The sequence below is a fragment of the Azospirillum ramasamyi genome, from assembly GCF_003233655.1.
Lineage (GTDB): Bacteria > Pseudomonadota > Alphaproteobacteria > Azospirillales > Azospirillaceae > Azospirillum > Azospirillum ramasamyi.
On record NZ_CP029829.1, the window covers coordinates 1910688 to 1923392 of the forward strand.

Genomic DNA, 12705 nt, shown 5'->3' on the forward strand with positions numbered 1-12705 from the left:
CCGCCCCGGGAGAGGGAAGGGGCCCGCCGCATAGCGGCGGGAAGGGTGAGGGGGAATGCAAGAAACCATGCGGTTCCAGATTCTTGCACTCCCCCTCACCCTCCCCATGCTTCGCATGGGTCCCCCCCCTCTCCCGGGACGGGAGAGGGTGTGACGGGTCGGGACCCCACGCCATCCGTTACTCCGCCGCCGCACGGGCGGCGGTACGGACCAGCAGGCTGCGGCCGGTCATCTCGGCCGGCTTGGGCAGCCCAAGCAGGTCGAGCAGCGTCGGAGCGATGTCGGCCAAACGGCCGCTATCGACACGCGCACCGGCCGGGCCGTTGATCAGGATCAGCGGAACCTTGTCCAGCGTGTGGGCGGTGTGCGGGCCGCCGGTCTCCGGATCCTTCATCAGCTCGCAGTTGCCGTGGTCGGCGGTGACCAGCATGGTGCCGCCGGCGCGGCGCACCGCGGCCTCCACCTTGCCCAGGCTGGTGTCGACCGCCTGAACCGCCTTGATGGCGGCGTCGAGCATGCCGCTGTGGCCGACCATGTCGGGATTGGCGAAGTTGACGACGACGAGGTCGTATTTGCCGGAATCGATGGCGCCGACCAGCTTCTCGGTCACCTCGGCGGCGGACATCTCCGGCTGCAGGTCGTAGGTGGCGACCTTCGGCGACGGGACCAGGATGCGGTCCTCGCCCTCATACACCCGCTCCTCGCCGCCGTTGAAGAAGAAGGTGACGTGGGGGTACTTCTCCGTCTCGGCGATGCGCAGCTGCTTCATTCCCGCCTCGGAAACCACCTCGCCCAGCACCTTGGTCAGGGATTTCGGCGGAAAGATGGTGGTCATCAGCTTCGCCAGCGACGACGAATATTCGACCATGCCGACCACGGCGGCCAGCTTCGGCGCACCGTCGACGGGGAAGCCGTCGAAAGCCGGATCGACATAGGCGGCAAGGATCTCGCGGGCGCGGTCGGCGCGGAAATTCGCCATCAGGATGGCGTCGCCGTCCTTCATGCCGGCATAGTCGCCGATCACCGTCGGCAGGATGAACTCGTCATGCTTGTCGGCGGCATAGCTCTGCTCGATCGCCTGGATCGGATCGGCGGCGCGCTCGCCCTCCGCCCTGGTCATCGCGGCATAGGCCCTGGCGACGCGGTCCCAGCGCTTGTCGCGGTCCATGGCGTAATAGCGGCCGATGACGGTCGCGACCTCGACGCCCGGCAGCTCATGGACGTCGGCCATGAACTCGGCGACCTGGTCCTTGGCGCTCTGCGGCGGAACGTCGCGGCCGTCGGTGAAGGCGTGGACGGCCACCGGCACGCCCTCGCGCGACAGCACGCCGGCCAGCGCCGCGATGTGGTCCTGGTGGGAGTGGACGCCGCCCGGCGACAGCAGGCCCATCAGGTGGACGCGACCGCCGGTCCGGTGCATGGTCTTCACCAGATCGTTCAGCGCCGGATTGCGCTCAAGCTCGCCCTCGACGATGGCGTGGTCGATCATCACGAGATCCTGCATCACCACCCGGCCGGCGCCGAGATTCATGTGCCCGACCTCGGAGTTGCCCATCTGCCCCTTGGGCAGGCCGACCTCCTCCTCGCTGGCATCGAGGAAGGCCCTCGGCCCGGCCGACCACAGGCGGTCCCAGTTCGGGGTTTCGCCCAGCGCAATCGCGTTGTCGGACCGCTCCTCGCGATATCCCCAGCCGTCCAGGATGCAAAGGACGACGGGGCGGGGTCGGTTGGTCTCGGTCATCGCGCTCACCTTTCTCGAAAGGTTGTGGTCTCGGAATTTCGTGTTTTTCGGTTCCGGCGCTTTTTCGCGCGCCGGGTTCTTCGACGCTCGGACTCAGGACCTGTGATAGGGGTGACCGGCAAGAATTTGTTGGGCGCGATAGAGTTGCTCCGCAAGCATCCCGCGCACCAGCATGTGGGGCCAGGTCATCGGCCCAAAGGCGAGCAGGAGGTCGGCCCGCGCCCGCACCGCGTCGCCATGTCCGTCGGCACCGCCGATCAGAAAGGCGAGGTCGCCGGCGCCGCGGTCGCGCCAGTCGCCGATCTTGGCGGCGAAGCTCTCGCTGGGCAGAGCCTTGCCGCGTTCGTCCAGCGCCACGACGATGGCGCCGGCCGGCACGGCGGCGAGCAGCAGCTCGGCCTCCTGCCGTTTCAATTCCTCGGAGGAGAGGCGCTTCTTGACCTCGACCTCCTTCAGGGTAAAGGGCCAGCTGAGCCGGCCAATATACTCGTCGAACAGGTCACGGGTCGGTCCGCCCCGCGACCGCCCGACGGCGGCGAGCCACAAACGCATGATGCGGCCCTCCGCCTCCTGCCCGTCAGGCGCTCAGCCGCGCCGTGCCCGACGGCGTCGGCAGGTCCAGGCCCCACATCTTTTCGATGTTGTAGAAGGTCCGGACTTCCGGCTTGAACAGGTGGACGATCACGTCGCCGGCATCGACCAGCACCCAGTCGCACTGGGTCATGCCTTCCATCTCGACGCCGCGGACGCCGGCCTGCTTCAGCTTTTCGGCCAGCTTCATGGCCATGGCGGCGATGTGCCGCGTGTTGCGGCCCGACGCCACGATCATGTAATCGGCGAAGGTGGTTTTCCCGGCGAGATCGATGACGGTCACGTCATCCGCCTGATCGGCGTCCAGCGACGCCTGAATGAGCGCCTTCAGGTCCTGCGGTTCCAGGATCTGGGGAACGGCGGCTGGCCGCGGAGCGGTCGCGGCCGTTTCGGTGTGCGTGGTGATGGCTCCAACCTCTTGCAACGGTTTCACGACCCGGCGGCCCGTGCCTGCCGGATCGCCGTCGCCGAGGCCGGATGCAAGGGGTTGCGTAAGAACGCCCAGGCCGGCCGCCTGCGGCGCGCCAGCCCTTTTACCCCCGACACGGACACCCGCCGACGGGTGAAACGCTGGGCGGCCTTGCCGCTCAGCGCACTAAGAGAATAGGTGGGACGGGCGAAAACCGCAACGGCCACCGAGTCGAAGATTCGCGTCCAATGTTTCCAGTGCGGAATTTGCCGCAGATTGTCCGCTCCCATCAGCCAGACGAAGCGCGTTTTCGGGAAGCGGCGCTGAAGCTCGGCCAGCGTATCGGCGGTGAAGCGGGTGCCGAGCGCGGTTTCGATCGCCGTCACCTCGATGCGCGGATGGGCGGCGACCGCCCGCGCCTCGGCCAGCCGCTCGGGCAGGGAGGCCATGCCGGAAGCGGATTTCAGCGGGTTCTGCGGGCTGACCATCCACCACACCCGGTCGAGGCCGAGCGCCTTCAGCGCGAACAGGCTGATGTGCCGGTGTCCGGCATGGGCCGGGTTGAACGACCCGCCGAGGATGCCGACCGCCAGCCCGGCATAGAGCGGCCCGGAATAGAGGTGGGGAGCACGCTTCAGCCCGGACCGCGTTCCCTCTCCCGCCCCGGGAGAGGGAGGGGGCCCATGCGCAGCATGGGAAGGGTGAGGGGTGATGCGAGGATCAGGGGCTCCATGTCCGGATCGCCCCTCACCCTCCCCGCCTGCGGCGGGAGCCCTCCCTCTCCCGGGGCGGGAGAGGGCCTTCTCAGGCCCGCGTCTGGCCATCGCCGCGCACGACATACTTGTAGCTGGTGAGCTGCTCCGCACCCACCGGGCCGCGGGCGTGGAACTTGTCGGTGGAGATGCCGATCTCGGCGCCCATGCCGAACTCGCCGCCGTCGGCGAACTGGGTGGAGGCGTTCCACAGCACGATGCCGCTGTCCACCCGCGACAGGAACCGCTCCGCCGCCGCCGGATCCTCGGTCAGGATCGATTCGGTGTGGTGGGAGCCGTGGGCGTTGATGTGGTCGATCGCCGCATCCACCCCGTCCACCACGCCGCAGGCGATGATGGCGTCGAGATACTCGGTGTCCCAATCCTCCGGCGTCACCGGGGTCACGCGCGGATCGACGGCCTGGGCCGCCGCGTCGCCGCGCACGGCGCAGCCGGCATCCAGCAGATCCTTCACCAGAACCGGCAGCGCCCTGTCGGCGATGGCGCGGTCGACCAGCAGCGTCTCGGCGGCGCCGCAGATGGAGGTGCGGCGCATCTTGGCGTTCAACACCACCTTGCGCGCCTTCTCCAGATCGGCGGCGGCATCGACATAGACGTGGCAGTTGCCGTCGAGATGCTTGATGACCGGCACCCGGCTCTCGTCGGCGATGCGCTGGATCAGCGACTTGCCGCCGCGCGGGATGATGACGTCGATGTGGTCGCGCATGGTCAGCATATGGCCGACGGCGGCGCGGTCGGTGGTGGGGACCAGTTGGATCGCCGCCTCCGGCAATCCGGACTCGCGCAGCCCCTGGACCAGGCAGTCCGCGATGGCGCGGGACGAGCGGATGCTCTCCGACCCGCCGCGCAGGATGGCGGCGTTGCCCGACTTCAGGCAGATGCCGCCGGCATCCGCGGTCACGTTGGGCCGGCTTTCATAGATGATGCCGACCACGCCCAGCGGCACGCGGACGCGCTGGATGCGCAGGCCGTTGGGCCGCGTCCATTCGGCCAGCACGCCGCCGATGGGATCGGGGAAGTCGGCGATGTCCTCCAGACCCTTGGCCATCGCCTCGATGCGCTTGTCGTCCAGCATCAGCCGCTCGCGCATCGGACCGGACAGGTCGCGGGCGTTCGCCATGTCCTCGGCGTTGGCGGCCTTGATCTCGGCGGCGCGGGCGCGGATGGCCGCCGCCGCCGCCCTCAGCGCCCGGTCCTTCGCCGGTCCTGGCACGGTCGCCAGCTCGGCCGCGGCGGCGCGGGCCTTGCTGCCGAGGGACAGCATCAGGTCGTGCAGGGAATCGGCGGTGGCGGGCTGGGCGGACATGGAGGTCTCCGGACACTCTATCCGTTGAAGGGACGACGACCTTAACGAATTGTTCGGGGTTGCGAAAGCCGCGCGGTTGTGGGACTTCGGCGTTGCGGTATGGGCGGGCGTGTGCAAAACGCAACGCGACGGCCCGGCCGGGGCAAGGTTTTCGGGCAAGGTTCCATGCTGACGCTTCTGCTGATCGTTTCCGCCTTCTTCGCCGGCGTGCTGAACGCCGTGGCCGGAGGCGGCAGCTTCCTGACCTTCCCGGCGCTGATCCTGGCCGGGGTGCCGCCGCTGAACGCCAACGCCACCAGCACGGTCGCGGTGTCGCCCGGCGCGCTGGCCAGCGCCTACGGCTACCGCCGGGAACTGGGGCGCATCCGCGACATCCACCTGCCCTCCTTCCTCGGCATCAGCCTGGTGGGCGGGCTGCTGGGCGCGCTGTTGCTGCTGTGGACGCCGCAGAAGACCTTCGAGATCATCGTGCCGTGGCTTCTGCTGTTCGCGACGGCGCTGTTCGCCATCGGCCCGAAGGCGTCGGCCTGGATCCGCCGCAACTTCACCATCGGCCATGGCACGGTGCTGGCGGTGCAGTTCCTGATCGCCGTCTATGGCGGCTATTTCGGCGGCGGCATCGGCATCCTGATCCTGGCGACGCTGGGCGTCTTCGGCCTGACCGACCTGCATGCGATGAACGGGCTGAAGTCGCTGGTGTCCGGCTGCCTCAACGCGGTGGCGGTGATCGCCTTCGTCGCCGGCGGCGCGGTCTATTGGACGGAGGCGCTGATCATGCTGGTCGCCGCCATGGCCGGCGGCTATGCCGGCGCCTCGGTCGCCCGCCACATCCCCCCGCCCGTGCTGCGCAAGGTGGTGATCCTGGTGGGCGCGGCGATGACCGTCTATTTCTTCATCACAAAAGCCTGATCCGAACGGAGTCCCCCGGCATGACCGCCCCCATCGACCGCAACGCCCTGCCCTACCGCCCCTGCGTCGGGATCATGCTGCTGAACGACCGCGGCGAGGTGTTCGTCGCCAAGCGCCGCGGGTCGGAGGCCGACTGGCAGATGCCCCAGGGCGGCGTCGACGAGGGCGAGGACGCCCGCACCGCCGCCTTCCGCGAGTTGGAGGAGGAGATCGGCACCGCGAAGGCGGAGTTCATCGCCATGACCGCCTCCCCCCACCGCTACGACCTGCCCGACGAGTTGCTGGGCAAGGTCTGGAAGGGGCGCTGGCGCGGGCAGGAGCAGATGTGGATGCTGGCCCGCTTCACCGGCGAGGAGGCCGACATCCGGCTCGACACCGGCCATCCCGAGTTCGATGCCTGGAGATGGATCGACGCGGAAGAACTGCCGGGCCTGATCGTCGCCTTCAAGCGTCCGGTCTACGAATCGGTGCTGGCCGAATTCCGTCCGCTGATCGCGCAGGCGAAGGGCTGACCCGCATCGGCCGGCGCCGCCCCCGTTTCCGGTCGCCTTTTTCGGCCCCTTTGCCGGCCCTTTCGCCATGTCCCATAAATGATTGCGGTTATCCCCAACTTCCGGAAGCCGCCCCTTGCGTCCGAAACTCCGGGCTTAACGAATCCTTGAGACGACTTCTGGCAACGTCTGCTGCTGCAACTGCAATGCGCAAGGGTGCGCCTGCTGTGGACGGAGGCTTGGCGTGTCGCTGATCAAGTGGACGGAGGAGGATGGCGGGCGGATTCGCCTGGGCCTGCCCAGCGATCTGGATTTGCCCATGGCGCAGCCTCTGCTCGACAGCCTGCGCGCCGCCTTCAAGGCGTCGGCGGCCGTCGTCGTCCAGGCAGACGCGGTGGAGCGGATCAGCGCCGCCTGCATCCAGGCCCTGGTCGTCGCCGCCCGCGACGCGGCCGAGCGCGGGGCGGATTTCACCCTCGCCGCCCCGTCGGAGGTGCTGTCCGAAGCGTGCGAGGATCTGGGACTCGCCGCCTGGCTGAAGCAATGGAGCCGAGCGTGAAGAAGAAAGTGATGACGGTGGACGATTCGCGGACCATGCGCGACATGGTGTCCTTCACCCTGCGCGGCGCCGGCTATGACGTGGTGGAGGCCGCCGACGGCCAGCAGGCGATGAGCGCCATCGCCACCAACAAGGTCGATCTGGTCATCACCGACCTGAACATGCCGGTCATGGACGGGCTGACGCTGATCCGCAAGCTGCGCGCCATCCCGGCCCACCGCACCCTGCCGATCCTGATGCTGACCACCGAAGCCGACGAGAGCAAGAAGGCGGAGGGCCGGGCCGCCGGAGCCACCGGCTGGATCGTGAAGCCCTTCAACCCGGACAAGCTGGTGTCGGTGGTGCAGAAGGTCTGCGGCTGACCGCAAGCCGTCAGCTCAAGGGAGGGGTACAGCCGTGGACGATCTCAGCCGCTTCAAGCAGACCTACTTCGACGAAAGCGCCGAATTGCTGGCCGTCGCCGAGGCCGGGCTGCTGCGCCTCGCCCCCGGCGAGATCGACATGGACGAGGTGAACGCGATCTTCCGCGCCGTCCATTCGATCAAGGGCGGCGGCGGCGCCTTCGGCTTCAACGACCTCGTCGCCTTCGCGCACGAGTTCGAGACGGTGATGGACGGCGTGCGCAACGCCGAGATCGCCGTCACCACCGGGCTGGTCGATACCCTGATCCGCGCCAACGACGTTCTTGCCCGCCTGCTGGCCCACGCCGCCGACGAAACCGACGCGCCGGCCGGCACCACCGATGATACCGTCGCGGCGCTGCGCCGTTTCCTGGGCAAGGCGGAGACGCCGGCGGAGGAGCCGCCGCCCGCCCCCGCCTCCCCTCTTTATCCCGACGACGAGGATGACGAGGCCGGCATCTTCGGCGACGCGCTGGCCGCCATCCAGGCCGCCCGCGACGACCAGCCCGCCCCTTCGGTTTCGGGCCCGGTGCCGGAGGGAAAGCTCCGCTGGACCATCGTCTTCCGCCCGAAGGCCGAGCTTCTGCTGTCCGGCAACGAGCCGACCTACATGCTGCGCGCCCTGCGCCGTCTGGGCGACGCGGAGGTGGTCTGCCACCTGGACAAGCTGCCCTCCCTGCGCGACCTCGACGCCGAACTGCTGCACCTGTCCTGGACGGTGACGCTGCTGGCCGATCCGCAGGTGGACCGCGCCCAGATCGACGACGTGTTCGAGTTCGTCGCCGACGACTGCGACATCCGCATCAGCGCCGAGGCGCCGCCTCCCGCCGTCATTCCCGCAGTCATTCCCGCCGCCGAACCGGCGCCCCCCGCCAACCTGCCGGAACCGTCGGCGCCCGCTTCCCCGCCGGTCGCCACAGCGCCGGCCGCCACCTCCGGCTCCCCCGGCGCGGCGAAGGCCGCCGATGGCGCGAAGCGCGGGAACGGCGGCGGCGGCGACCATTCCGGGCCGACCACCCACACCATCCGCGTCGACCTCGACAAGATCGACCGGCTGGTGAACATGGTCGGCGAGATGGTCATCACCCAGGCGATGATCGCGGAGCATCTGCGCGACCTGCCGCCCGGCCAGTTCCAGGAATTGCTGGAAGGGCTGGAAAGCCTCGCCCAGCACACCCGCGAGCTGCGCGAGAGCGTGATGTCGATCCGCGCCCAGCCGGTCTCCAGCGTCTTCTCCCGCATGCCCCGGCTGGTGCGCGAATGCGCCGCCTCCACCGGCAAGGAGGTGATGCTGGTCACGTCGGGCGAGACGACGGAGGTCGACAAGACGGTGGTGGAGAACCTCGTCGATCCGCTGACCCACATGATCCGCAACTCCATCGACCACGGGCTGGAAGGCCCGGAGGAACGGGAGCGCATCGGCAAGCCGCGCGCCGGCACCGTGCATCTGTCCGCCGCCCACCGGTCCGGCCGCATCGTGATCGAGGTGACCGACGACGGCCGCGGCATCAACCGGGCAAAGGTGCTGTCCAAGGCGATCGAGAAGGGGCTGGTCCAGCCCGGAGCCACCCTGTCCGACGAGGAGATCGACCACCTGATCTTCCTGCCCGGCTTCTCCACCGCGGACCAGGTGTCGAACCTGTCCGGCCGCGGCGTCGGCATGGACGTGGTGCGGCGGAACATCTGCAGCCTGGGCGGGCGCATCGGCATCTATTCGACGCCGGGCGAGGGCTCGCGCTTCGTTCTGTCGCTGCCGCTGACGCTGGCGGTGCTCGACGGCATGGTGATCTCGGTGGGGGAGGAGCGCTTCGTCCTGCCGCTGACCAACATCGTGGAAAGCCTGCGGCCCAAGCCGACGGACCTGCACGGGCTGGTGAACAAGTGCGACGTCATGATGGCGCGCGGCGAATATGTGCGGCTCGTCCACCTGCACCGGCTGTTCGGCATCCCCAAGGCCATCGACGACGCCACCCAGGGGTTGGTCGTGCTGGTTGAGACGGAGGACGGCTCCCGCCTCGGCCTCGTCGTGGACGAGGTGCTGGGCCAGCAGCAGGTCGTCATCAAGAGCCTGGAGGCCAACTTCCGCCGGCTGGACGGCGTCGCCGCCGCGACCATCCTGGGCGACGGCCGGGTCGCCCTGATCCTGGACGTCGCCGGCCTGCGCGAAATGAGCCGCCACGGTGCCGGCAACGGAAACGGCGCCGATGGCGCAACCCAGACTTCCCCGACCCTGCCCGCCCCGGCGGACAGGATCGACCAGCGTCAACGCCAAACGGTTTGAGGCCCAGCGATGAGCAGTTCCACCGCAATCGCCACCGTCAATTCGCGCACCGACCTCCAGACCGCCGGCGGCGCCGCCAACGGGACGGAGGAGCAGTACGTCACCTTCACGGTCGGCAGCGAGGAATATGGCGTCAACATCCTGGCCGTGCGCGAGATCCGCGGCTGGACGCCGGAAAGCCGCCTGCCCAACCTGCCCGACTATGTCCGCGGCGTGATCAACCTGCGCGGCATCATCATCCCGATCTTCGATCTGCGCGCCCGCTTCGGCGGCGGCCCCACCCAGGTGACGAAGCGCCATGTCGTGGTGGTGATGCAGGTGGGCGAGCGCACGCGCGGCATCCTGGTCGACGCCATCTCCGACATCCTGGCGATCGACCACGACGCGATCAAGCCGCCGCCCGACGTCGACAGCGGCCTGATCGACGCCGAATATCTCAGCGGCCTCTACACCGCCGACGACCGTATGGTGACCCTGCTGAACGTCGAGAAGCTGTTCGCCGGCGAGCATGTCGACCAGGACGCCGCTCCCCGCGCCCCGGCGCTCGAGATCACCTGACCGGAAGGAGCGAGGCAACCTTCGGCGCCTCTGCAACGAGAAGCAAGAATAAGAGGGAAGGTCACCGATGGCCACCGACGGCAAGATCGCCAAAGCCGGCAGCTTCCTCAGCAACATGCGCATCGCCAAGCGGCTGTGGCTGGTCTTCGGCCTGTTGCTGGTCCTGATCGCCGCCCAGTCCGGCGTGGGCATCCTGGGGCTGGACGGGCTGAACCGCCGCATCGGCGGGGTCTTCGCCTCCGGCGACCTCGCCGTCTTCGCCAAGGATCTGGAAAGCCGTCTGGCCGCCGAGCGGCTGCAGACCCGCGAATACATCAATCTGGGCACGCCCGAGGCGCTGGACCGGCTGCGCGTGCTGCGCGGCGAGTTCGAGACGGCGATGTCGCAGCGGCAGGCGATGCTGGCGGCCTCGCCCCAGGCCGCGTCCTTCGCCGAGCTGAACAGCCTGCACACCACTTATCATGAGCGGTTCGACGCGGTGCGCGCCACGCGGGAACAGGCCGACCGCATCCTGCAGGAGCGGATGGACCCTCTGGGCGCCCAGGTGACGGCGCGGCTGGAGGAGGTGGTGGCGACGACCGCCGCCTCCGGCAGCCAGGACATCGCCTTCGCCGTCCAGGAGGTGGAAAAGCACTGGCTGCTGATCCGCTTCAACGCCAACCGCGCCATCGGGCTGCGCGACGCCGCCGCGGTCGCGCAGGTCGAGGCGGAAGGCAAGGCGATGGCCGACGCCGTCGCCCGGCTGTCCGCCATCCTTCGTGCCGGGGGCCGCGCCGACAACAGCCTGTCGGCGGTCCTGAGCCAGGTCGATGCCCGCGCCGCCGACTACCGCGCCGCCTTCCGCGACGTGATCGCCGCCAACGACGAGGCCCGGCGACGCGCCGACCATCTCGCCGCCGCCGCCACGTCGGTCAACAGCGCCATCGACGGCATCGTCGGCAGGATCGCCGCCAATGCCAGGGCGACCGAGCAGGAAGCCGAGAGCGTCGCCGGCTTCACCATCCGCCTGACGCTGGGGCTGGGGCTGCTGTCCCTGGTGATCGGCGTCGTCGCCGCCAACCGCATCGCCGCCTCCATCACCGCGCCCGTCACCGGCATCCGCCGGGTGATGGCCGACCTGACCGCCGGCAAGCTGTCGGTCAACGTTCCCCACACCGGCCAGCAGGACGAGCTGGGCGACATGGCCCGCGCCGTCGCCGCCTTCAAGGACGAGGCGGTGGAGGCCCTGCGCTCCCGCATCGCGCTGGAACAGGTGTCGGCAAACATCATGATGGCGGACACCGACGGCCGCATCCTCTACGCCAACGACTCGATCATGGCCATGTTCCGCAATGCCGAGTCCGACCTGCGCGCTTCGCTGCCGGGCTTCGACGCGAGCAGGCTGGTCGGCCAGAATTTCGACGTCTTCCACCGCGACCCCTCGCACCAGCGCCGCCTGCTGGCCGACCTGAAGCAGACCCACCGCGGCTGGGCCAAGACCGGCGGCCGGACCTTCCAGATCATCGCCAACCCGGTGGTCAGCCGTCAGGGCGAGAGGCTGGGCACCGTCATCGAATGGCGCGACCTGACGGAGGAGCTGGCGATCGAGGCGGAGATCGGCGCGATCGTGGAGAACGCCGTGCGCGGCGACTTCAGCCGCCGCATCGCGCTGGACGGCAAGACCGGCTTCTTCCGGCTGGTCAGCGAGGGCATCAACCGGCTGTCGGAAAACGTCGCGGCGGTGACGGAGGATCTGGCGTCGGTGATGGAGGCGCTGTCGCAGGGCGACCTTACCCACCGGATGGACAAGCAGTATGAGGGCGTGTTCCAGCGGCTGAAGGACGACTTCAACGGCTCGGTGTCCCAATTGTCGGAGATCGTCCGGCGCATCGACGAAGCCGCCGGCTCCATCGCCGTTGCCAGCCGCGAGGTGGCGGAAGGCAGCATGGATCTGTCCGAACGGACCGAGCAGCAGGCCTCCTCGCTGGAGGAAACCGCGGCCAGCATGGAGCAGCTCGCCTCGACCGTGCGCTCCAACGCCGAAAACGCCCAGCAGGTCAACGGCTATGCCACCGAGGCGCGCACCGCGGCCTCCCGCGGCGGCGAGGTGGCGGCCAGCGCGGTGGAGGCGATGCGCCGGATCGAGCAGTCGTCCCAGAAGATCGCCGACATCATCGGCGTCATCGACGAGATCGCCTTCCAGACCAACCTGCTGGCGCTGAACGCGGCGGTGGAGGCGGCCCGTGCCGGCGATGCCGGGCGCGGCTTCGCCGTGGTGGCGCAGGAGGTGCGGCAGCTCGCCCAGCGTTCCGCCCAGGCCTCGAAGGAGATCAAGTCGCTGATCCTCGACAGCGGCGGGCAGGTGCGCGAGGGCGTCGGGCTGGTCCGGTCCGCCGGCAGCGCCCTGACGGAGATCGTATCGGGCATCAGCCGCGTCGCCGATCTGGTGTCGGAGATCGCGCGGGCGACCACCGAGCAGGCTTCCGGCCTGGACGAGGTCAACATCGCCATCACCCAGATGGACGAGATGACGCAGAAGAACGCCGCGCTGGTGGAGGAAAGCACCGCCGCCGCCCGCTCGCTGGAGGATCAGGCCGACCAACTGCGCCGGCAGATGACCTTCTTCACCCTGGACCGCCAGTCTCGGAACGCCGCTACCGCCACCGGGAAAGTCCGGCGGCAACCCGAACCCGCCTGACGATGCCGC

Annotated in this window: 12 protein-coding genes; 7 read left to right on the forward strand and 5 right to left on the reverse strand. The window is 69.1% G+C overall.

The annotated features are described in order from the left end of the window. Positions 1-178: 178 nt before the first annotated feature. The 5 genes from gpmI to DM194_RS08955 all read right to left on the reverse strand — a co-directional run bounded on the left by gpmI (position 179) and on the right by DM194_RS08955 (position 4820). A complete protein-coding gene (gpmI, locus tag DM194_RS08935; RefSeq protein ID WP_111066993.1) occupies positions 179-1741 on the reverse strand; it encodes a 2,3-bisphosphoglycerate-independent phosphoglycerate mutase in 1563 nt (520 codons plus the stop codon). Between the two features lie 93 nt (positions 1742-1834). Next, entirely contained in the window at positions 1835-2293 is a 459-nt protein-coding gene (rlmH, locus tag DM194_RS08940; protein ID WP_111066994.1) for a 23S rRNA (pseudouridine(1915)-N(3))-methyltransferase RlmH, read from the reverse strand. 25 nt (positions 2294-2318) lie between these two features. Further along, the gene (rsfS, locus tag DM194_RS08945) at positions 2319-2765 is read right to left on the reverse strand and encodes a ribosome silencing factor (protein ID WP_111066995.1); all 447 of its coding nucleotides are present in this window, start codon (positions 2763-2765) and stop codon (positions 2319-2321) included. Beyond that, on the reverse strand, positions 2762-3580 hold the full coding sequence (locus tag DM194_RS08950; protein WP_342792437.1) for a nicotinate-nucleotide adenylyltransferase: 819 nt from the start codon (positions 3578-3580) through the stop codon (positions 2762-2764). Before DM194_RS08950 ends, rsfS begins: the two co-directional genes overlap by 4 nt. Continuing rightward, positions 3546-4820: a glutamate-5-semialdehyde dehydrogenase gene (locus tag DM194_RS08955; protein ID WP_111066996.1), complete on the reverse strand. Its 1275-nt coding sequence runs from the start codon at positions 4818-4820 to the stop codon at positions 3546-3548. The genes DM194_RS08950 and DM194_RS08955 overlap by 35 nt, the downstream gene beginning before the upstream one ends. A 165-nt stretch (positions 4821-4985) precedes the next feature. Here DM194_RS08955 and DM194_RS08960 point away from each other — a divergent pair, with 165 nt between their 5' ends. From DM194_RS08960 to DM194_RS08990, 7 genes are all read left to right on the forward strand, one after another. Next, a complete protein-coding gene (locus tag DM194_RS08960) occupies positions 4986-5729 on the forward strand; it encodes a sulfite exporter TauE/SafE family protein (RefSeq protein ID WP_111066997.1) in 744 nt (247 codons plus the stop codon). Positions 5730-5749: 20 nt separating this feature from the next. Next, the gene (locus DM194_RS08965) at positions 5750-6241 is read left to right on the forward strand and encodes an RNA pyrophosphohydrolase (RefSeq protein ID WP_111066998.1); all 492 of its coding nucleotides are present in this window, start codon (positions 5750-5752) and stop codon (positions 6239-6241) included. A gap of 223 nt (positions 6242-6464) precedes the next feature. After that, entirely contained in the window at positions 6465-6779 is a 315-nt protein-coding gene (locus tag DM194_RS08970; RefSeq protein ID WP_111066999.1) for an STAS domain-containing protein, read from the forward strand. Then, a complete protein-coding gene (locus DM194_RS08975) occupies positions 6764-7141 on the forward strand; it encodes a response regulator (RefSeq protein ID WP_098739196.1) in 378 nt (125 codons plus the stop codon). Before DM194_RS08970 ends, DM194_RS08975 begins: the two co-directional genes overlap by 16 nt. Positions 7142-7175: 34 nt before the next feature. Continuing rightward, positions 7176-9461, forward strand: coding sequence for a chemotaxis protein CheA (locus DM194_RS08980; protein WP_111067000.1), 2286 nt, complete (start codon positions 7176-7178; stop codon positions 9459-9461). 9 nt (positions 9462-9470) lie between these two features. Continuing rightward, positions 9471-10019: a chemotaxis protein CheW gene (locus DM194_RS08985; protein WP_111067001.1), complete on the forward strand. Its 549-nt coding sequence runs from the start codon at positions 9471-9473 to the stop codon at positions 10017-10019. A gap of 67 nt (positions 10020-10086) precedes the next feature. Then, positions 10087-12696: a methyl-accepting chemotaxis protein gene (locus DM194_RS08990; RefSeq protein WP_111067002.1), complete on the forward strand. Its 2610-nt coding sequence runs from the start codon at positions 10087-10089 to the stop codon at positions 12694-12696. The last annotated feature ends 9 nt before the right edge of the window (positions 12697-12705 follow it).